This window comes from Streptomyces sp. NPDC058653 (genome assembly GCF_042716895.1).
In the GTDB taxonomy this organism is placed as follows: domain Bacteria; phylum Actinomycetota; class Actinomycetes; order Streptomycetales; family Streptomycetaceae; genus Streptomyces.
On sequence record NZ_JBHXRM010000032.1, the window covers coordinates 72,276 to 92,830 of the forward strand.

Sequence of the window (20,555 nt, forward strand, 5' to 3'; positions counted from 1 at the left end):
TCCCCTCGTTTCGACGGCCGGTGACAGGTCTAATGCTCCCTCCCGACCTCTGTCAACGTTTTGTCCTTACATTCGGACGAAGGCTTGACACTCTTCTCGGACGGCCGGAAGGCTGACCGCCATGACCTCCTCCGTACCCCCGCTGGACCGCATCAGGGTCGGGTCGGCACCCGACTCCTGGGGCGTGTGGTTTCCCGACGATCCCCAGCAGGTTCCCTGGCAACGATTCCTCGACGAAGTGGCCGAGGCCGGCTACGAGTGGATCGAACTCGGGCCCTACGGCTACCTCCCGACCGATCCGGCCCGTCTCGCCGAGGAGACGGCCGCGCGCGGTCTGAAGGTGTCGGCGGGCACCGTGTTCACCGGACTGCACCACGGCCCCGCCGTCTGGGACACGACCTGGGCGCATGTCGCCGACATCGCGGCGCTCACCAGGGAGATGGGCGCGGACCATCTGGTCGTCATCCCGTCCTTCTGGCGTGACGACAAGACGGGGCAGGTGCTGGAGGACCGGACGCTCACCCCCGCGCAGTGGCGCGACCTGACGACTCAGACCGAACGGCTCGGCCGTGAGGTGCGCGAGCGCTTCGGGCTGAACATCGTGGTCCACCCGCACGCCGACACGCATGTCGACAGCGAGGAGAACGTCAGCCGTTTCCTCGACGCCACCGATCCCGACCTGGTCTCACTGTGTCTGGACACCGGGCACTACGCGTACTGCGGTGGCGACAGCGTCAAGCTGATCGAGACCTACGGGGAGCGGATCGGCTATCTGCATCTCAAGCAGGTGGATCCGGAGATCCTCGCCGCCGTGATCGCGGACGAGGTTCCGTTCGGCCCGGCCGTGGGACGCGGCGTGATGTGCGAGCCGCCGACGGGAGTGCCCGCGCTGGGACCGGTGCTGACGGCGGCCCAGAATCTCGATGTCGACCTCTTCGCCATCGTGGAGCAGGACATGTATCCCTGCCCGCCCGACAAGCCCTTCCCGATCGCCGAGCGGACGCGTCGCTTCCTCCGCTCGTGCGGCGCGTAACTCCGCACGCCTGTCGAACAGTTGGGTCATTGCTTCCCCCATTTCCGATGCGTCGCTTCTGTCACAGAGATCCGCTCAACGTCACGCATATCTCCATTACGCGGGTTTTCCGTCACAGGGGCGCGACAGCCCCTCCCTCTTCGTCACTCTGCGTCGTTCAACGGGCAAAGGCTCAGTGATCACCAGCGTCTCAGTCGCAGCTCTCCAGACGGCCCCCCGGCCGCCGCTGCGGCGGACGCAGGGAGGTGCCACGCATGACGGACAGAAGTCTCTGGTCCTACAAGGAGATCGCCGCACACATCCGAGTTCAGCCGGACACCGTCCGTTCGTACCGCAAGCATGGTCTGCTTCCGCGCCCGGACCATGTGGAGAACGGCAAGCCCTACTGGTACGCGGACACCATCCGCGCCTGGGTCGCCAAGCGCCCGGGGAACAGAGGCCGCAGAGAATGAGCGACGGGATCTGACCCCCGCGCCCGTTCCGTACAGCGACCGGCTCCGAGGGGGCTCCGTACCCCCACACCTCCGTGGTGGGGGTACGGGGCCCTCAGCCGTGACGAGCGCTCGGTCCGCTCGGACTCAGACCCCGGCCTTGTCCCGCTCACCCGCCCCGGCCAGTGCCCCGCCGGTACCGTCCGACGCCCCCGACCCGCCGGCGCCGTCACCGCCGTCACGGCCGTCCGTGGGGGGCGCCGGACGGGACCCGCCCTCGCTGACCCCGAACCGGTCGTGGAAGCGGCGCAGCGGCGCCGGCGCCCACCAGGTCGCCCTGCCCGTCAGTTTCATCACCGCCGGGACCAGCAGGCTCCGCACCACCATCGCGTCCATGACCACCGCGAGGGCGATACCGAGCCCCAGCATCTTGGTGTTCGTGACGCGCGAGGCGCCGATGGCGACCATGACCACCGCCAGGATCACCGCCGCCGCGGTGATCAGCCCTCCAGTGCGCTGAAGCCCGAAGACGACGGACCGCTCGTGGTCACCGCTGCGGTCGTACTCCTCCTTGATCCGGGATATCAGGAAAACCCCGTAGTCCATGGAGAGTCCGAAGGCGACGCAGAACATCAGCACCGGAAGCGTCGTCTCTATGTCACCCGTGGAGGTGAAACCGAGCAGCCCCGAGAGATGGCCGTCCTGGAAGACCCAGACGACGGCTCCGAACATCGCCGTGAGACTCAGTGCGTTGAGCGCCACCGCCTGGATCGGGATCAGGACACTGCCCGTCAGCAGGAAGACCAGCAGCAGGGTCACCACGACGATGATGCCCGCGGCCAGGGGCAGCCGGTCCGCTATGGCGTCCTTCGAATCGACGAGCACGGCGGCCGTACCGGTGACCGAGGTGTCGAAGGCCGCCGGTTCGGCCCGGAGTTCACGGACGAGCCTCTGGGACTCCTGGCCCACCGCCTCACCGCGCGGCAGCACGGTGAAGTATGCGTGGTCGCCGGAGACGACGGGCCCGTCGACCCGCAGCACATCCGGCAGACCGGCCACCCGGTCGCGGTAGTCCGCGTACTCGGCGGCGGTCGCCCGGCCTTCGCCCAGCACTTCGAGCCCGCCGCCGGGGCTTCCGGAGAAGCCGTCCCTGATGTCCTCCTGGACCACCCGGGACTCCGCGCCGGACGGCAGCTGCCGGTCGTCGGCCGTCCCGAACTTGACGCCCAGGAAGGGCAGTCCGAGCAGCACCAGAGCCGTTGCCGTCCCGATGGCGAAGAGCGGAGCCCTTCGCATCACCAGAGCGGCCGTACGGCCCCAGCCCCGGCCCGCCTCGGCTGCCACCGACGCCCCTGCCGGCCGGGGTCCGTCCGGCGCCTCGTCGCCGGGTGCCGAGCCCTTACGCCCCCGGGTGAACAGCCTTCGCAGATCGAGGGAGTTGACCCGATGGCCGAGAAGCATCAGCGCGGCCGGCAGCAGGATCAACGCGGCAGCGGCGGCGAGCAGCACCACCGCTATCCCGGCGTAGGCGAACGAGCGCAGGAAGTACTGCGGGAAGACCATCATGGCCGCGAGCGACACCGCGACCGTCAGCGCGGAGAAGAGCACCGTCCGCCCGGCGGTGCGGAGCGTGGCGCCCACCGCGTCGCGCACCTCCACCCCCTCGGCCAGTTCCTCCCGGAATCTGCGCACGATGAACAACGCGTAGTCCACGGCCAGTCCGAGCCCGAGAGCCGTGGTGAGGTTCTGCGCGAAGACCGACACATCCGTGATCTCGGTGATCCCGCGCAGCACGGCGTTGGTCCCGAGTATGGCGACGATGCCGACACCCAGCGGCAGCAGAGCCGCGATCGCGCTGCCGAAGACCATCACGAGCAGGACCAGCGTCACGGGAAGGGCGATCAGCTCGGCCCGCAGCAGATCCTCCTGGATGGTGTTCTGGATGTCGTGCCGCACCGCGACCGGTCCGCCGACCGAGACCTCCAACGATCCCCGCGTGCCTCGGAATTCGGGCGCGATCCGCTCCAGGGTCTCGCCGGCCTCCTTCTCCTCGCCCACGATCCTGGCGGCGATCAGCGCCTCGTCCCCCTTCTCGGCGCGCAGCGCGGGCGAGCGCGTCTGCCAGTAGGACCCGACGCCTACGACGCCGTCCTCGGCGGCCAGCCGCTCGGTGAGCCGCTGGGCCTCGGCGGCGACGGCGGGATCGTCCACCCCTCTGTCGCCCGCGTCGACGAGGAGCAGCAGATTCGGCTGGGAGGCCGGGAACTCACGCTCCAGCGCCTTCGTGGCGTAGGTCGACGAGGCGGCGGGATCCTCCCACCCGCCGCTGCCCATCCGGTCGCCGACCCCGCTCCCCGCGACGACCGCCAAGGCCGTGATCACCAGGGCGACCAGCAGCGAAAGCCGTGGGCGCGCGGTGACGAACCGGGTCCGGCCGCCGAGTCGCGACCCCCTGTTGACTTCGGACATAGTGCGGTGTCCCCTTCAAAAAGACCCAGGGCATGGGCCAGCGACTGCCATAGAATGAAAAACGCGAGCGATCGCTCGCATTCACCAAGAATGCGAGCGAGGACTCGCATTTGTCAACCGTCGCCAACCGATCGAGGGACCCTGGGAGTTCACGTGCCTGATGCGAGGAGAGACGAAGTCGTGGAGCGAGACGTCCAGGACAGCGCGGCCAGGAGCGGCGGGGCCGCCGACGAGACGGAGAAGCCGCGCCGCCGCCAGGCGCGCGGCGAGCGTCGTATCGCCCAGCTCCTCGAAGCCGCCGGCCGCGTCTTCTGCACGACCGGCTACACGGGCGCGAGCACCAACTCCATCGCCCGGGAGGCCGGCGTCTCGCCCGGCACGCTGTACCAGTTCTTCCCGAACAAGGAAGCGATCGCGGTCAAGCTGGGCGACGTACTGCTGGATCGCTGGCGCACGACGCACGGCCAGGCGTTCACTCCCGCCCATATGGAGCTGCCGCTCCCCGAGATGCTGGACGCCGTCCTCGATCCGCTGATCACGTTCAACTGCGAGAATCCGGCGTTCGTCGTCCTGATGCACGGATCCGAGATCCCGGGACAGATGGCGGAGGAGCACGACGCCCTCCACTCCACCGTGCTCACCCGGGTCGTGGAGATCCTGGGCCACTACCTCCCCGACGCCCCACGGGCGGAGCACACCAGAACGGCGGAGTTCATCTTCGTGCTGTTCAAGGGCGGTCTGGATCTGATCCTGTCGCACGAGGGCGCGGAGCGGGAGGCGTACATCCGGGAGCTGAAGCTGGCCATGTTCCGCTATCTGGAACCGCTCGTCGGTGACACGCACCCCCACTGCCCGTCACCGCTGGAGACCACGGCACCGGACTCCTGACCCCGCGGACGGCCGGGCGCCATCGTCCGGCATTCGCCACCAATACCCCCTAGGGGTATAGTCGGAGACATCGGGGCGCCGGGGCGTTCACGCGACCCCCTGACGCACCTGGTTTCGCACGCCCACCCCCGGAGGAGAACGCCATGACCGCAGAGACGAAGATCGAGTCGGAGACCGCGACGGACGCCGTCACCACGGTGTACGCGGTCACCGGAATGACGTGCGGGCACTGTGAAGGCGCGGTCACCGACGAGATCTCCGCGCTGAGCGGCGTCACGTCCGTGAAGGCCGAGGCCTCCACCGGTCGCGTGACCGTGATTTCCCAGGCTCCGCTGGACGAGAGCGCCGTGCGCGCGGCGGTCGACGAGGCGGGCTACGAGCTGGCGGGCCAGGCCTGAGCGACCTCGTCCCGGAGGCCGTACGCGACCGGATCCGAACCCGGTGACGTACGGCCTTCGGCGGTTTCGGCGCCCGCCAGGCCGCAACATCCCTGCTCAGACGGATGATCGGAGGGGGCAGCGGCCCCGCGTTTCATCTGTTTTCGTAGCAACCAACAATTTGCGATCGGCCTCCTTCACATGAGGCACAGGACCTTCACAAAGAGATCTAGATCACATAGATTTGGGGGTAACCATCCGGGCAGCTCGCGAGTCTAAGAGGCGATGCCGAGAACGTCTTGGGGGACGTTCATGAGATGTCTTGGGGGATGTCTCAGGCAATCGTTGGCCGGGGGACGTACAGCTGGGGAGCTTTGAGCGGCCCCCCTGGTTGTTCGGACCCCGGCAGACCGCGTGAAACTGGCTTCTGCCGGCAACCGCAGACGCCCGGCCCGGATCCCGTGGGGGGAATCCGCTCCGGGGATATGGGAAGCGCCCCGCTATACCGACCCGTGGGGGGATCGGGAAGCGGGGCGCTTTCTGTTGCGCTCCGACGGACTCCGGTTCCGCGAGCCCCTGGTGCGCACCGGGGGAACCGCGCCGCCGGTGTGGACCGCGGGAACCGTGTGGACTGTCGGCGCGACCGCGAGGAGCGTCGGGCGACGGCTCAGCGGCTCTCGACAGGAACGAAGTCGCGCAGGACCTCGCCGGTGTAGATCTGGCGCGGGCGGCCGATACGGGAACCCGGCTCCTTGATCATCTCGTGCCACTGCGCGATCCAGCCGGGGAGGCGGCCGATCGCGAACAGCACGGTGAACATCTCGGTCGGGAAGCCCATGGCCCGGTAGATCAGCCCCGTGTAGAAGTCCACGTTCGGGTAGAGGTTGCGGGAGACGAAGTAGTCGTCGGAGAGGGCGTGCTCCTCCAGCTTCAGCGCGATGTCCAGCAGCTCGTCGGACTTGCCGAGCGCCGAGAGGACATCGTGCGCCGCCGCCTTGATGATCTTCGCCCGGGGGTCGAAGCTCTTGTAGACGCGGTGGCCGAAGCCCATCAGACGGACGCCGTCCTCCTTGTTCTTCACCTTGCTGATGAAGGAGTCGACGTCGCCGCCGTTGGCCTGGATGCCTTCGAGCATCTCCAGCACCGACTGGTTGGCGCCACCGTGCAGCGGGCCCCAGAGGGCGCTGATGCCGGCGGAGATCGAGGCGAACATGTTCGCCTGCGACGAGCCGACCAGACGCACGGTGGAGGTCGAACAGTTCTGCTCGTGGTCCGCGTGCAGGATCAGCAGCTTGTCGAGGGCCGAGACCACGACCGGGTCCAGCTCGTACTCCTGCGCGGGGACCGAGAAGGTCATGCGCAGGAAGTTCTCGACGTAGCCGAGATCGTTGCGCGGGTAGACGAAGGGGTGACCGATCGACTTCTTGTACGCGTACGCCGCGATCGTCGGCAGCTTGGCCAGCAGCCGGATCGTCGAGAGATGGCGCTGCTTCTCGTCGAACGGGTTGTGGCTGTCCTGGTAGAAGGTCGACAGCGCGCTGACCACGGAGGACAGCATCGCCATCGGGTGCGCGTCACGGGGGAAGCCGTCGAAGAAGCGCTTCACGTCCTCGTGCAGCAGCGTGTGCTGGGTGATCTCGTTCTTGAAGGACGCCAGCTCGTCGACCTTCGGAAGTTCACCGTTGATGAGCAGGTAGCCCACCTCGAGGAACGTCGAGCTTTCGGCCAGCTGTTCGATGGGGTAGCCGCGGTACCGGAGGATGCCCTCTTCACCGTCGAGATAGGTGATGCCGGATTTGTAGGCGGCGGTGTTGCCGTAGCCGCTGTCCAGAGTCACCAGGCCGGTCTGGGCCCGCAGCTTCCCGATGTCGAAGCCCTTGTCGCCGACGGTGCTGTCGATCACCGGGTAGGTGTACTCGCCATCGCCGTACCGCAGTACTACAGAGTTGTCGCTCACGTCATCCCTCACCGACGTAGTGCCTCTTCTTCGAGGTGCCCTGACTGTCTCTACCATCCCCCATTTGGCTCAGGAGAGTGCACTCGGGGTCGACCATTAGGCCTATTCGCGGCACTGAGTGCCGCCAACTTTCACATCCTGCCCCCTTCGCCCCGGTTCCGAAAGTCCGGGGTGGGCATTCCTCCCGCGCGGCACTCCCCTGGAGGGTGCTCCAGCGCGCACCGGAGGCACCGCCGGCCGTCCGGCCCGAGGCCCGCTCACGCTCCGCCGGAACCGGCTAGAAGCCGCCGGCCTGGAGGCTGCCCGAGAGCCGGTGGTCGAGCGCGGTGAAGCGGCGGCCGGCGGAGCCCGTACGAACGGCCTGCCCTATCGCCTTCCGGGAGCCCACCAGGACCACGAGCTTCTTGGCCCGGGTGACCGCCGTGTAGAGCAGATTCCGCTGGAGCATCATCCAGGCGCCGGTGGTGACCGGAATGACCACCGCCGGATACTCGCTCCCCTGTGAGCGGTGGATCGTCACCGCGTACGCGTGCGCCAGCTCGTCCAACTCGTCGAAGTCGTACGGCACTTCCTCGTCCTCGTCCGTACGCACCGTCAGACACTGGTCGTCCAGGTTCAGCGAGGTGACGACCCCGACCGTGCCGTTGAAGACCCCGTTCTGCCCCTTGTCGTAGTTGTTGCGGATCTGGGTGACCTTGTCCCCGACGCGGAAGACCCGGCCGCCGAGCCGCTTCTCGGGCAGTTCGGGACGGGCGGGGGTGATGGCCTGCTGGAGCAGGCCGTTGAGGGCGCCCGCACCGGCCGGACCGCGGTGCATCGGGGCCAGCACCTGGATGTCGCGCCTCGGGTCGAGCCCGAAGGTGGCCGGAATGCGGCGGGCCGCGACGTCCACCGTGAGCTTCCCGGCCTCCTCCGTCTCGTCCTCCACAAAGAGGAAGAAGTCACTGAGTCCCTGGGTGATGGGCTGAACCCCGGAGTTGATGCGGTGGGCGTTGGTCACCACACCCGACTGCTGCGCCTGCCGGAAGATCCGGGTCAGCCGCACCTGCGGGACAGGCCCTTCCTCGGACAGCAGGTCCCGCAGCACCTCTCCCGCCCCCACCGACGGCAGCTGGTCCACATCACCGACGAGCAGCAGATGTGCACCGGGTGCCACCGCCTTCACGAGCTTGTTGGCGAGCAGCAGATCCAGCATGGACGCCTCGTCGACCACGACCAGATCGGCGTCGAGCGGGCGGTCCCTGTCGTACGCGGCGTCTCCGCCCGGTTTGAGTTCCAGCAGCCGGTGGACGGTGGAGGCCTCGGCACCGGTGAGCTCGGCGAGGCGCTTGGCCGCCCGGCCGGTGGGCGCCGCCAGGACCACCTTGGCCTTCTTGGCCCTGGCCAGCTCGACGATCGAGCGGACGGTGAAGGACTTTCCACAGCCCGGCCCGCCGGTCAGGACCGCGACCTTACGGGTGAGGGCGAGCCGCACCGCCGCTTCCTGCTCGGGGGCCAGCTCCGCGCCTGTGCGACCCGCGAGCCACGGCAGGGCCTTCTCCCACACGACGTCCTGGAAGGCGGGCATCCGGTCCTCCCCGGCGCGCAGCAGCCGCAGCAGCTGGGCGGAGAGGGACAGCTCGGCCCGGTGGAAAGGCACCAGATAGACAGCCGTCACCGGCTCGCCCCCGTCGGGGCCCGGCACCTTCTCCCTGACGACCCCCTCCTCCTCGGCGGCGAGCTCGGCGAGGCAGTCGATGACCAGCCCGGTGTCGACCTGGAGAAGCTTCACCGCGGCGGAGATGAGCTGCTCCTCGGGCAGGAAGCAGTGCCCCTGGTCCGTGGACTGCGAGAGGGCGTACTGCAGTCCGGCCTTGGCCCGGTCCGGGCTGTCGTGCGGGATGCCGACGGCCTGGGCGATGCGGTCAGCGGTGAGGAAGCCGATGCCCCAGACGTCGGCGGCCAGCCGGTAGGGCTCGTTCTTGACGACCGAGATCGAGGCGTCGCCGTACTTCTTGTAGATGCGGACGGCGATCGAGGTGGACACACCGACGCCCTGAAGGAAGATCATGACTTCCTTGATGGCCTTCTGTTCCTCCCAGGCGGCGCCGATCAGTTTCGTCCGCTTGGGTCCGAGGCCGGGGACCTCGACGAGCCGCTTGGGCTCCTTCTCGATGATCTCCAGGGTGTCGACGCCGAAATGCTCGACGATCCGCTCGGCGATGCGCGGACCGATGCCCTTGATCAGACCGGAGCCGAGATAGCGGCGGATGCCCTGGATGGTCGCGGGCAGGACCGTCGTGTAGTTCTCCACCGTGAACTGCTTGCCGTACTGGGGATGCGAGGCCCAGCGCCCCTCCATGCGCAGCGACTCCCCCGGCTGCGCACCGAGGAGCGAGCCGACCACGGTCAGCAGATCGGCGCCACGGCCGGTGTCGACACGGGCGACGGTGTAGCCGTTCTCCTCGTTGCTGTACGTGATCCGCTCAAGAACGCCTTCGAGCACGGCCAGATTGGACATGATCCGACGCTACCGCTCGGGTACGACAGCGGGCCCGGCCTGTGGACAACTCCCGGTCGGGCAGAGCCCCGAGGGGCTCTCCCGAGAAGCTTTAGGGGCCCGGTCCCCAGGACCGGGCCCCACGCGCTCCCCCCTCCGAACAAGGCTTCCCGATCCCCCCGGACCCCTCCCCGGAAGCCTTGATGCCCTATACGACCGCCGTCACCGCGAAAGGGTTGCACGACTGCGGGCAGTAATTTTTCTTGGCACCAGAAAGGACGACAGAAGATGACAGAAGTGATGATTTACCTATGAGGGCGTCTTCGTCGCGACAGGGTGGCCTCCCTTACAGCGCATGCCTCACATACCGCTCCGCGACGTCGGCCAGCAGCTCCGCGCCGTCACGCACCCACAGGGTGTCGTTGAAGAGCTCGACCTCGATCGGCCCGTCGTAGCCGGCCGCGTCGACGCGTTCGCGCCACGTCCGCAGATCGATCGCCCCGTCGCCGATCAGGCCGCGACCGTTGAGCACGCCTGCCGGCAACGGGGTTGTCCAGTCCGCCAGTTGGAAGGAGTGAATCCGGTTCCCCGCCCTCGCGATCGCCGCCGGGGCGCGGTCGTCCCACCACACGTGGTAGGTGTCCACGACGACCCCGACCTGCTCGACGGGGAAGCGTTCCGCCAGCTCCAGCGCCTGGTCGAGGGTGGAGACGACACAGCGGTCGGAGGCGTACATCGGGTGCAGCGGCTCGATCGCCAGCCTTACCCCACGCTCCCCGGCGTACGGCGCCAGGACCTCCAGCGCGTCGGCGATGCGCTCCCGCGCGCCGTGCAGATCGCGGCTGCCGGGCGGCAGTCCGCCCGACACCAGGACCAGGGTGTCGGTGCCCAGGGTCACGGCCTCGTCGATGGCCGCGCGGTTGTCGTCCAGGGCATCGGCGCGTGCCGCGGGGGCGATCGCCGTCAGGAAGCCGCCGCGGCACAGGGTGGTCACCGCGAGACCGGCGTCGCTCACGAGCTTGGCCGCGGCCTCCACGCCGTACGCCTGCACGGGCTCGCGCCACAGGCCCACTCCCGGGACGCCGAGCCGTACGCACGCCTCGACGAGCTCGGGGAGGGTGAGCTGTTTGACCGTCATCTGGTTGATGCTGAAGCGGCCGAGGTCGCCCGGCGGTGCGCTCGCACCGGCGCCGCCCGCCGTGGACGGGTCGGCGGGCTCGGTCACCTCGGACGACTGGTTCACGTGGGCAGGCTGGTTCATCTCGGTCACTGGTCCACTCCGTACACGCCGAGCAGGGACGTCATGCGGGCCGCGGCCACCGTCGGGTCCGGGAACAGGCCCAGCCCGTCGCCCAGTTCGTAGGCCCGCGCGAGATGCGGCAGCGAACGGGCCGACTGGAGGCCCCCGACCATCGCGAAGTGGTCCTGGTGCCCGGCCAGCCAGGCGAGGAACACGACACCCGTCTTGTAGAAGCGCGTGGGCGCCTGGAAGAGATGGCGGGACAGCTCGACCGTGGGGTCGAGCAGTTCCCGGAAGCCCTTCGCGTCACCCGTGTCCAGGACGCGTACGGCCTCGGCGGCCACCGGCCCGAGCGGGTCGAAGATGCCCAGCAGCGCGTGGCTGAAGCCGCGTTCGTCGCCCGCGATCAGCTCGGGGTAGTTGAAGTCGTCGCCCGTGTAGCACCGCACGCCCTGCGGGAGCCGTCGGCGCAGCTCGACCTCGCGGCGCGCGTCCAGCAGCGAGACCTTGATCCCGTCGACCTTGTCCGGGTGTTCGGAGATGACCTGGAGGAACGTCTCGGTGGCGGTGTCGAGGTCCGTGCTGCCCCAGTAGCCGTCCAGCGCCGGATCGAACATCGGACCGAGCCAGTGCAGCACGACGGGTTCGTCCGCCTGGCGCAGCAGATGGGCGTAGACGTCCAGATAGTCCTCGGGGCCCTTGGCGGCGGCGGTGAGAGCCCGTGAGGCCATGAGGATGGCCTGGGAGCCGGTCTCCTCGACGAGCGCGAGCTGCTCCTCGTACGCCGCTCGCACCTCCTCCAAAGAATGTGCTCCCGGCGCGAGTTGGTCGGTGCCCACCCCACAGGCGATCCGGCCGCCGGTGGACCGCGCCTCCGCCGCCGAACGGCGGATCAGCTCGGCCGCTCCGGCCCAGTCCAGGCCCATGCCGCGCTGCGCGGTGTCCATGGCCTCCGCGACGCCGAGCCCGTGCGACCACAGGTGGCGGCGGAAGGCGAGCGTGGTGTCCCAGTCGACGACGACCGGTGCGCCCGGGCTGCTGTCGGCGTACGGGTCGGCGACGACGTGCGCGGCGGAGAAGACCGTACGGGAGACGAGAGGGGCCGCGTCGGCGCCTCTGGTCGTGAAGGGGGCGGGTTCGGGGCGCGGGTGGTACGTGCGCAGCCCGCCGTCCGCGTCGGGAAGCCGTAGCCCCTGCCCCGGCTTCCTTACGGAGGCCGGGGCGGGCGACGCGGAGGATGAGGTCGGGGTCGTCACAGCGAGAGCTCCGGTACGTCGAAGCGGCGCCCCTGCTCCGAGGACTTGAGGCCCAGTTCCGCCAGCTGTACGCCGCGCGCGCCGGCGAGCAGGTCCCAGCGGTACGGCTCGCCGAGTGTGACGTGGCGCAGGAAGAGCTCCCACTGCGCCTTGAAGCCGTTGTCGAACTCGGTGTTGTCCGGGATCTCCTGCCACTGGTCGCGGAAGGACTCGGTGGCGGCCAGGTCCGGGTTCCAGACGGGCTTGGGGGTGGCGCTGCGGTGCTGGACGCGGCAGCGGCGCAGCCCGGCGACCGCCGAGCCGTGGGTGCCGTCGACCTGGAACTCGACGAGCTCGTCCCGGTTGACGCGTACGGCCCAGGAGGAGTTGATCTGCGCGACGATGCCGCCCTCCAGCTCGAAGATCCCGTAGGCGGAGTCGTCGGCGGTGGCCGCGTAGGGCTTGCCCTGCTCGTCCCAGCGGCGCGGGATGTGCGTGGTGACGTGCGCGGAGACGGAGTTGACCCGGCCGAACAGCTCGTGCAGGACGTACTCCCAGTGCGGGAACATGTCGACGGTGATGCCACCGCCGTCCTCGGCCCGGTAGTTCCAGGACGGCCGCTGCGGTTCCTGCCAGTCGCCTTCGAAGACCCAGTAACCGAACTCGCCTCTTACGGAGAGGATCTCGCCGAAGAAACCGCCGTCGATGAGGCGCTTCAGCTTAAGCAGGCCAGGAAGGAAGATCTTGTCCTGGACGACACCGTGTCTGACGTCGGCACTCTGGGCGAGGCGGGCCAGGTCGAGGGCGCCTTCGAGGTCGGTGGCGGTCGGCTTCTCCGTATAGATGTGCTTGCCGGCGGCAACGGCTTTCTTGATCGCCTCGACCCGCGCGGACGTCACCTGCGAGTCGAAGTAGATGTCGACGCTGTCGTCGGCGAGGACGGTGTCGAGGTCCGTGGACCACTCGGTGAGGCCGTGCCGTTCGGCGACCTCTCTGAGGGCGTGCTCACGGCGGCCGACGAGGACGGGCTCGGGCCAGAGCTCGTCACCGTCGCCGAGGTCCAGTCCGCCCTCTTCGCGGATCGCGAGGATGGAACGCACCAGGTGCTGTCGGTACCCCATCCGCCCCGTGACGCCGTTCATGGCGATCCGCACTGTCCTGCGTGTCACGAAGTTCCCTCCATACGGCCGTAGCAAGCGCTTTCTATAGGGTATGAAGCTAGCCTGCCGAAAGCGACCGGACAAGAGTCCGGCGCCGATCCGCCGCGTCACCCACCTTCCGGAGGAACCGCCGATGACAGTCACCCTGGCCGATGTGGCTGCCCGCGCCCGGGTGTCGCCCGCCACCGTGTCCCGCGTGCTGAACGGCAACTACCCCGTGGCCGCGACCACCAGAGAGCGCGTACTGCGGGCGGTGGACGAGCTGGACTACGTGCTCAACGGGCCGGCCAGCTCGCTCGCGGCCGCGACGTCCGATCTGGTCGGGATCCTGGTCAACGACATCGCCGACCCGTTCTTCGGGATCATGGCCGGGGCCGCGCAGACCGAGATCGGCGGCCAGGAGGGGAGCGGCAGGGCCGGTGGCGAGAAACTCGCCGTCGTCTGCAACACCGGCGGCTCCCCGGAGCGGGAGCTGACCTATCTCACCCTTCTCCAACGCCAGCGGGCCGCCGCCGTGATCCTCACGGGCGGGGCTCTCGAAGATCCCACGCACATCGCGGCGATGTCGGCCAAGCTGACCAAGCTCGCCGACGCGGGGACGCATGTGGTGCTGTGCGGGCGGCCTCCGCTGCCGGGCAGCAGCGCGGTCGTCGCTTCACTGGCGTTCGACAACCGGGGTGGCGGGCGGCGGCTCACCGAGCATCTGCTGGCACTGGGGCACCGCAGGATCGGATACGTCGCGGGTCCGGCGGAGCGCACCACCACCCGGCACCGCCTGGAGGGTCACCGGGCGGCACTGACCGCCGTGGGGCTGACGGACGACCAGGGTCCGCTGACGGTGCACGGCCCCTACGACCGGCGCTCGGGCTACGAGGCGACGCTGGAGCTGCTGCGGCGTGCGCCGGACCTGACGGCGGTGGTCGCGGCGAACGACACGGTGGCGCTCGGGGCCTGTGCGGCGGTGCGCGACCAGGGGCTGCGCATCCCGCAGGACATCTCGGTGGCGGGCTTCGACGACCTGCCGTTCTCGGTCGACGCGGTACCGGCGCTGACGACGGTGCGGCTGCCCCTGTACGAGGCGGGGGCGCGGGCCGGCCGGCTCGCGATGGGGACGGAGGCTCCGCCGCCGGGCGGGATCGCGACGATCGCCGCGGAGCTGATGGCGCGGGCTTCGACGGCGCCGCCGCGAGGGTGAGGAACGGGTGAGGGGTGAGGAACCGGGTGGGGGGCGTGGTGCGAGTGGGGGGCGTGGCGTGGGAGCTGCGGTCGGGGGCGGTGGGGCTGAGGGCGGTTGGCGGGGCCCGGGCGGAAGCGGGGCGGGTGGGTTCACCCGATCGAGTGTCTTGCCGATCTTGGCGGCCCGAGCGTACCGTTGACTGAGTCAAGAAAAATGAATGAGCGAAGGGTCGGGGGACCATGACCATTCAGGAGATCCGCGCGTTCAACCGCTTCTACACGAACCTCATCGGCGCGCTGAATTACAGCAAGCACCTCTACACGCCGTACACGCTGACCGAGTCACGGCTGCTGTACGAGCTCGCGCACACGCCACGTACGGATGCCGCCGAGCTCCGGGCCGAACTGTCGCTGGACGCGGGATATCTGAGCAGGATGCTCACCAAGTTCGAGCGGGACGGCCTGGTTGAGCGCGCTCCGTCCGAGCAGGACGCCCGGCGGCAGCGGATCACGCTGACACCGCAGGGGCGCGGGACGGCCGCGCTGCTCGACGAACGCTCGCGCGAGGCGGTCGGCACGCTGCTGGACCGGGTCGAGCCGGATCAGCGCCCGCGCCTCGTGGAGGCGCTTCGGACGGCCAGGGAGCTGCTGAGCGCCGGCGAAGCCGCTCCTGACGGCCGCCGGGCGTCCGCCTCGCGGCGCGAGGGGCCCGTGCTGCGTGAGCCGGTCCCCGGCGAGCTGGGCTGGATCGTGCAGCGGCACGGCGCGGTGTATGCGGCGGAGTACGGATGGGACACCGCTTTCGAGGGTCTGGTCGCCAGGATCGTCGCCGACTTCGCGGCGGATCACGACGAGCGGCTGGAGCGGGTGTGGATAGCCGAGCTCGACGGGCGGCCGGTGGGCTCGGTGATGTGTGTACGGGACGAGTCGCCCGGCACGGCGCGGCTGCGGCTCCTGCTCGTCGAGCCGGAGGCGCGCGGACACGGCCTGGGAGAGCGATTGATCGAGGCGGTAGTGGATTTCGCGCGCGGTGCGGGGTACCGGGAGGTGGTGCTGTGGACCAACGACGTCCTGACCGCTGCGCGAAAGCTCTACGTACGGGCGGGGTTCAGCCTCGTCGCCGAAGAACCGCACCGGTCCTACGGAGCGGACCTGGTCGGCCAGGACTGGCGGCTCCCGCTCCTCGACGAGTCCGTCGTGGACTCTCACTCGTGAAAGGAAAGACGGAGTGAAATTCGCCTTCTCGACCCTCGGTGTCCCTGGCCTCCCCATCCCCGAGGTCGTCGCCCTGGCCGAACGGACCGGCTACCAGGGGGTGGAATTGCGCGCCCATCCGGAGGAGCCGGTGCATCCGGGCATCGGGGCGCGTGAACGGGCGGCGGTGGTCGATGAGTTCAGGCGGCACGGGGTCGAGATCCTCACCGTCGCGGGCTATGCGCGGGTGGCCGCCGAAGGGGGCGACGAGGAGGAGTTGCGCCGGGAGCTGGACGAACTGATCTGGCTGGCGCGGGATCTGGGCGCCTCGTACATACGCGTCTTCCCCGGCGGCGGCGACCAGGACCCCGAAGCCGCCGACGCCACGGCCGCCCGCCGACTCGGTGCCGCGGCGCCGCTCGCGGCGGAGTCGGGGGTACGGATCCTGCTGGAGACGCACGATTCCCATCGCACGGGCGCCGACGCGATGCGCGTCCTCGGTCTCGTCGGGCACAAGCAGGTGGGTGCGCTCTGGGACGTGATGCACACCTGGCTCGGTGGCGAACGGCCCGTCACCAGCCACGCGTCGCTGTCACCGCACCTCGGCTACGTACAGGTCAAGGACATCGCGTCGGCGGAGGACACGACGCCGCTGGCGCTGGGCGCGGGGGTGCTGCCGCTGGGCGAGTGCGTCGGGCTGTTCGCCGGGGACGGGGACGACGGGTGGCTCTGCTGGGAGTACGAGAAGCGCTGGTACCCGGACGCGGCGGACCTCCCCGACCAGTTGGCCCCCGGCCGCGAACACCTGGAGGCGCTGCTCGCGCGGGGGCGCTGAGGGAGCCCGGGGCGCGGAGGGAGCCGGGAGCGCTGACGGGGTCCGCGGGCGCGCCAAGGGAGGCTCTGCGGGCCGGGACCGGCGGGCCGAGACCGGCACCGGACCGGCGGGCCTGGACCGGACCAGCGGGCCGAGATCCCGAGCGGAACGTGCCCGACGAGACCAGGGGCAAGACCGGCGCGCTGAGACCGGGGGCACGGCGGGACCGGGGCCGGACCGGGGCTGGGGCCGACTGGCCGGGACCCGGACCTGCGGACCGAGGTCCGGGGCGGGACCTGCCGGACGAGACCGGGGGCCGAGACCCCGAGCGGGACCTGCCCGACGAACCCGGGGCCGAGACCGGTGCGCTGAGATCGGGGCAGGGCTGGTGCTGGAGGGGGGGGGACCCGCTGGGCCGGATCGGGGTCAGGGCTGGGGCTGGGGGGTTGGCAGAGGGGGCTTGTGGGCGAGGAGTTTGGCGTGGGGGGTTGTCTCGCCGTCGTAGGGCTCGCGGACCAGGCGGGCGGGCACCTGGAAGCCGGCCTGGTTCAGCAGCTCGGTGACCCGGTCCGGGGACAGCCTGCGGAAGTCGAGGCTGACGCGGTGGCCGAACGCCTCGTCGTAGTGCCGGGGCTCGTCGCCCACCTGGAAGGCGAGGAGCAGTCGGCCTCCGGGGGCCAGGACCCGGTGGAACTCCGCGAAGACGTGAGGCAGTTGCTCCGGGACGATGTGGATGATCGAGTACCAGGCGACGAGGCCGGCGAGCGAGCGGTCCGGGAGGTCCAGGCCGGTCATCGAGCCTTCCTCGAACCGCACGTCCGGGTAGGTCCGGCGGGCCATCGCGACCATCACCGGCGACAGGTCGATGCCGGAGATGTTGAGCCCGAGCGTGTGCAGATGGGCGGTCATCTGGCCGGGACCGCTGCCGACCTCGACGACGGGGCCGCCACCGTCGGCGAGTACGTACTCGGCGAAGGTGCCGAGCATCGCGCGCCCGTACGGGTCGGCGCCGGGGTGGTCCTTGCTGAGCTCGGCGTAGTCGGCGGCGATGGCGTTGTAGCCGTCCCGGGTGTCACGGATGAAGGAGGGTTCGAGTGCGGTCATGGGCGAGGAGGTTAACCGGCGGCCCGCCGGAGGCGGTTGAGGGGGGGTGGGGTCGCGTTCGGGCTTACGGCACCTTTTCCTTTAAATCGGCGGAATCCCCACCTCCTGGGAACCGCAGGGGCCTCCCGTACGTCCTATTTCATGTGCTCCCGTCGGCATTCCGCAGCGCGGTGTCGGCCCTCGTACTCACTGGCTACGATCGCTGACTCCCCTCTCCAGGCCGCCTGTGGCCGGGCAGCACACCGCCACCGGTGCGCCCCCCTTGTCTGCGCCGGTGGCGGTTCCGTGCCTGCGGACTACTGACGGAGTGTCGGCATCCGCTCCAGGTTCTGCTTGTCGAGCTTCGCGTCGAACGCGGCCAGCGGCTTCGCCTTCTCGGCGTCCTGCTGTACGGCGGCCGGTGCGACGTCCGCCCAGTCGAGGATGCGGGCCGTGGCCTTCGCCTCTTGGTCGTCCACGAGGCCGGCGACGTTGGCGCCGTGGTTGGCGCCCGGGGCGGTGTACACGTAGCTGTCACGCGCGCCGTGGCCCAGGCGGAAGCGCTCGGCGCCCCACGGGTCGTTCTCGCCGTAGACGAACAGCATGCGGTCCGCGTGGTGGCGGACCCAGTTGTCGACGGACGCCATCTCCCACGGGCGGAACTTCATGGGGATGTCGCGCGGGACGAAGTTCCGCGGCGGCTGGTAGCCGTAGCGGCTCAGGTTGCCCAGGTGGGGCAGCTTGACCGTGGGCGCGCCCAGTTCGGTGCCCGCCTGGTAGTAGTACGGCGTGTACCCGGCGAGGCCCTGGTCGGTGTAGAAGGAGAAGCCGGAGATCGCGTCGATGATGTTGTAGATCTCCTCGTCCGACGCGGTGGCCGGCGGGATGTCCGCGCAGTCGGCTTCCAGGCTGTACTGCCAGAAGGCCCACACGAAGTCGAGCACAACGGCCTCGTACGCCTTGTCGAGCGTGCCGACGGTGGTGAAGGTCGCGCCTTCCGCCTCCGCCCACGTCGCGTACATCTTCTCCAGCGGCTCGCGCCTGACCAGCGCCTCACGCTGTACGGCGTTGAGCTTGTCGCGGCACTCCGCGGTGCCGACCTTCTCGAAGAAGCGGTCGTAGGCGGAGTCTTCCTTGTTCACCACGTCGTTGGGCGCGACGTAGGCGACGACGCCGTCCATGTCCCGGGGGTGGAAGCGCTCGTAGTACGTGGCGGTCATGCCGCCCTTGGAGCCTCCGGTGGCGAGCCACTTCTTCGGGTAGATCTTCTTCAGCGCGCCGAAGATCCGGTGCTGGTCCGCGGCGGCCTGCTCGTAGTCGAGCTTCGACCAGTCGGCGGGCTGGGGCCGGGACGGGGTGAAGAAGCGGTATTCGAGCGACACCTGGTTGCCGTCGATGATCCGGGTCGGCTCACTGCGGCTCGGGTTGGTGGACACGCCGTACCCGCTCGTGAAGAACACGGTGGGACGGCTGGTGTCCTTGTGCAGCAGCGTGAGGCGCTGCTTGAAGGTTCCCTTCGACGGCCGTTTGTGGTCGACCGGCTGGGTGTAGTTGAGGACGAAGTATCGGTAACCGGGGTACGGCTTCTCCTCGATCAGGCTCATCCCCGGGATGGCGAGGATCTGGTCCTTGATGTCGGGGGCCGCGGATCCCGCGTTCCCCTCGGCGGCCGTTGCCGCCCCGGCCGCGCCCAGCGTGCCGACGAGCAGCACGAGCGACAGCAGCCATCTCAGCGCCTTGCGCATTCACACTCCCTGTGTTCATGACAGACGCCCGCGAACCTAGCCGGGGAGGCACCCGCGCCGCCAGCCCCCACGAGGCGCTCGCACCCGGATGGCGCCTCGCACGCCCCGCGCACACGCCCCCGCTCGCCGGCACGGACGGGGCGCGGGCGAGACGTGAGCGAGTCGCGAAGAGGACGCGGAGGAGGCGCGGAGGGAACGGAGGGGGCACGGAGAGAGGGTGGAGAAACGTTCGGAGATCGAAAACGGACCGGTTCCGGGCGCTTCGGAGCACAATTCGGGGCGCTGTCGGAAGTGGGCTCGCCGACCTCCACCGACGCTTAACACGGCTGTCACAACAAGGCCATCGGCTTTCCTCCTCGTAACCGCCGGGGCGCCTCGCCATGCCCGGAATACCGCCTTCACACACCCGTCCCGGGCGGCTTCGCGCCCACCTTTCGGCCGTTTATCAACCGGGCTCAGGATGGCCCGAATTGGTTGCCTCGGGATCGTTTCCCCCTCGTGGGACGCGCCCTTCGGGCACCGCGAGGGGACCTTCTTGGCGCGTCTCGACCGGTCGCGGGCCGCGTCCGCGACGGATCCGGCCGGACACCCCGCGGAGGTACCCAGTCGCGACGTTCCGGACATCACGGCACCGACCAGACTCATGACGGAGCACAAAGGATGCTGTGATCTGCGTCACATATTCCGGGCGTGTCGCATACCCCCCGGGCGCTCTCCGAAGGAGCGGAAAACTGAAGCTGGGAGACCGTTCGGGCACCCCCCGGACCGACCGGTGACGGGTCGACAGCACAGCGCGATCACATCCCGCCCTGTTCACCTCCCCCACCGGACCGTTTGAACATACGAAGTGGAGGCGAGGTGGAGGGGTGTCATGGCCGCGGGTGGCCGACGTCTCGCCCACCTCGCACACGGGGGAGAAAACTCTCCCGTCACGGGCGGACGGACCGGATTACCACTCCGGTCCGATGACTGAAACGGGGGAAGGAATTGACTGACACGTAGACCGGAAATCCATACTTCTCGGACCACGCTCGAACGAACCGGATACAGCAGCTCTTCCGGCGGCAGCACTGCGAACGGGCTTCTTGTCTCGGGCCGTCGAGCATCTCGGAATCCGGCGCCTCACCGTCGGACAACCGTGAGGTTGATACAGGTGAATCCACGAAGTGTCCTCAGAGCCCCCCACCTCGGACTGGAAAACGATCACTTGAGAATCCTTCAACTCGTCTCGCAGGGCTGCACCATGGCGCAGGTCGCGCGCAGGATGGGAATGA

At 69.3% G+C, this 20,555-nt stretch carries 15 protein-coding genes; 7 read left to right on the top strand and 8 right to left on the bottom strand.

The features are described from left to right. Positions 1-121: 121 nt before the first annotated feature. Both ACFWU9_RS25045 and ACFWU9_RS25050 read left to right on the top strand, forming a co-directional pair. Complete coding sequence (locus ACFWU9_RS25045; protein ID WP_384322049.1) at positions 122-1,033, top strand: sugar phosphate isomerase/epimerase family protein; 912 nt, start codon at positions 122-124, stop codon at positions 1,031-1,033. Positions 1,034-1,287: 254 nt separating this feature from the next. Further along, positions 1,288-1,485, top strand: a complete 198-nt coding sequence (locus tag ACFWU9_RS25050) for a helix-turn-helix transcriptional regulator (protein WP_384322051.1) — start codon at positions 1,288-1,290, stop codon at positions 1,483-1,485. A 126-nt stretch (positions 1,486-1,611) separates the two neighbouring features. On the opposite strand, the gene ACFWU9_RS25055 is transcribed toward ACFWU9_RS25050, so the two are convergent. Further along, a complete protein-coding gene (locus ACFWU9_RS25055; protein WP_384322053.1) occupies positions 1,612-3,933 on the bottom strand; it encodes an MMPL family transporter in 2,322 nt (773 codons plus the stop codon). A 153-nt stretch (positions 3,934-4,086) separates the two neighbouring features. Between ACFWU9_RS25055 and ACFWU9_RS25060 the strand changes: the two genes are divergently transcribed. Beyond that, the gene (locus ACFWU9_RS25060; RefSeq protein ID WP_384322055.1) at positions 4,087-4,821 is read left to right on the top strand and encodes a TetR/AcrR family transcriptional regulator; all 735 of its coding nucleotides are present in this window, start codon (positions 4,087-4,089) and stop codon (positions 4,819-4,821) included. A gap of 143 nt (positions 4,822-4,964) precedes the next feature. Continuing rightward, the gene (locus tag ACFWU9_RS25065) at positions 4,965-5,219 is read left to right on the top strand and encodes a heavy-metal-associated domain-containing protein (RefSeq protein ID WP_384322057.1); all 255 of its coding nucleotides are present in this window, start codon (positions 4,965-4,967) and stop codon (positions 5,217-5,219) included. A 646-nt stretch (positions 5,220-5,865) separates the two neighbouring features. Here ACFWU9_RS25065 and ACFWU9_RS25070 read toward each other — a convergent pair. From ACFWU9_RS25070 to ACFWU9_RS25090, 5 genes are all read right to left on the bottom strand, one after another. Next, on the bottom strand, positions 5,866-7,155 hold the full coding sequence (locus ACFWU9_RS25070; RefSeq protein ID WP_384322059.1) for a citrate synthase: 1,290 nt from the start codon (positions 7,153-7,155) through the stop codon (positions 5,866-5,868). 277 nt (positions 7,156-7,432) lie between these two features. Continuing rightward, a complete protein-coding gene (locus ACFWU9_RS25075) occupies positions 7,433-9,655 on the bottom strand; it encodes an ATP-dependent RecD-like DNA helicase (RefSeq protein ID WP_384322061.1) in 2,223 nt (740 codons plus the stop codon). A 325-nt stretch (positions 9,656-9,980) separates the two neighbouring features. Beyond that, positions 9,981-10,772, bottom strand: a complete 792-nt coding sequence (locus ACFWU9_RS25080; protein ID WP_384322106.1) for a sugar phosphate isomerase/epimerase family protein — start codon at positions 10,770-10,772, stop codon at positions 9,981-9,983. A 128-nt stretch (positions 10,773-10,900) separates the two neighbouring features. Beyond that, on the bottom strand, positions 10,901-12,130 hold the full coding sequence (locus ACFWU9_RS25085) for a dihydrodipicolinate synthase family protein (protein ID WP_384322063.1): 1,230 nt from the start codon (positions 12,128-12,130) through the stop codon (positions 10,901-10,903). Continuing rightward, positions 12,127-13,278, bottom strand: coding sequence for a Gfo/Idh/MocA family protein (locus ACFWU9_RS25090; protein WP_384322065.1), 1,152 nt, complete (start codon positions 13,276-13,278; stop codon positions 12,127-12,129). The genes ACFWU9_RS25085 and ACFWU9_RS25090 overlap by 4 nt, the downstream gene beginning before the upstream one ends. Before the next feature lie 124 nt (positions 13,279-13,402). On the opposite strand from ACFWU9_RS25090, the gene ACFWU9_RS25095 reads away from it, so the two are divergent. The 3 genes from ACFWU9_RS25095 to ACFWU9_RS25105 all read left to right on the top strand — a co-directional run bounded on the left by ACFWU9_RS25095 (position 13,403) and on the right by ACFWU9_RS25105 (position 16,474). Next, positions 13,403-14,464 carry a LacI family DNA-binding transcriptional regulator gene (locus ACFWU9_RS25095; protein WP_384322067.1) on the top strand — a complete coding sequence of 354 codons (1,062 nt, stop codon included), beginning with the start codon at positions 13,403-13,405 and terminating at the stop codon, positions 14,462-14,464. 221 nt (positions 14,465-14,685) lie between these two features. Then, positions 14,686-15,660: a GNAT family N-acetyltransferase gene (locus tag ACFWU9_RS25100; RefSeq protein WP_384322069.1), complete on the top strand. Its 975-nt coding sequence runs from the start codon at positions 14,686-14,688 to the stop codon at positions 15,658-15,660. A 13-nt stretch (positions 15,661-15,673) separates the two neighbouring features. Then, positions 15,674-16,474 (top strand): sugar phosphate isomerase/epimerase family protein, encoded by an 801-nt coding sequence (locus tag ACFWU9_RS25105; protein ID WP_384322071.1) that lies wholly within the window; start codon positions 15,674-15,676, stop codon positions 16,472-16,474. Between the two features lie 405 nt (positions 16,475-16,879). Here the strand turns inward: ACFWU9_RS25105 and ACFWU9_RS25110 are convergent, their stop codons facing one another. Further along, the gene (locus tag ACFWU9_RS25110) at positions 16,880-17,557 is read right to left on the bottom strand and encodes a class I SAM-dependent DNA methyltransferase (RefSeq protein ID WP_384322073.1); all 678 of its coding nucleotides are present in this window, start codon (positions 17,555-17,557) and stop codon (positions 16,880-16,882) included. Between the two features lie 296 nt (positions 17,558-17,853). Beyond that, positions 17,854-19,281 (bottom strand): S28 family serine protease, encoded by a 1,428-nt coding sequence (locus ACFWU9_RS25115; protein WP_384322075.1) that lies wholly within the window; start codon positions 19,279-19,281, stop codon positions 17,854-17,856. Between the last annotated feature and the right edge of the window lie 1,274 nt (positions 19,282-20,555).

Excerpts from the sequence above, each read along its gene's own strand:
- ACFWU9_RS25045 (WP_384322049.1), top strand. The coding sequence starts at position 122 with ATGACCTCCTCCGTACCCCCGCTGGACCGCATCAGGGTCGGGTCGGCA.
- ACFWU9_RS25050 (WP_384322051.1), top strand. The coding sequence starts at position 1,288 with ATGACGGACAGAAGTCTCTGGTCCTACAAGGAGATCGCCGCACACATC.
- ACFWU9_RS25055 (WP_384322053.1), bottom strand. The coding sequence starts at position 3,933 with ATGTCCGAAGTCAACAGGGGGTCGCGACTCGGCGGCCGGACCCGGTTC.
- ACFWU9_RS25065 (WP_384322057.1), top strand. The coding sequence starts at position 4,965 with ATGACCGCAGAGACGAAGATCGAGTCGGAGACCGCGACGGACGCCGTC.
- ACFWU9_RS25075 (WP_384322061.1), bottom strand. The coding sequence starts at position 9,655 with ATGTCCAATCTGGCCGTGCTCGAAGGCGTTCTTGAGCGGATCACGTAC.
- ACFWU9_RS25080 (WP_384322106.1), bottom strand. The coding sequence starts at position 10,772 with ATGACGGTCAAACAGCTCACCCTCCCCGAGCTCGTCGAGGCGTGCGTA.
- ACFWU9_RS25095 (WP_384322067.1), top strand. The coding sequence starts at position 13,403 with ATGACAGTCACCCTGGCCGATGTGGCTGCCCGCGCCCGGGTGTCGCCC.
- ACFWU9_RS25100 (WP_384322069.1), top strand. The coding sequence starts at position 14,686 with ATGACCATTCAGGAGATCCGCGCGTTCAACCGCTTCTACACGAACCTC.
- ACFWU9_RS25110 (WP_384322073.1), bottom strand. The coding sequence starts at position 17,557 with ATGACCGCACTCGAACCCTCCTTCATCCGTGACACCCGGGACGGCTAC.
- ACFWU9_RS25115 (WP_384322075.1), bottom strand. The coding sequence starts at position 19,281 with ATGCGCAAGGCGCTGAGATGGCTGCTGTCGCTCGTGCTGCTCGTCGGC.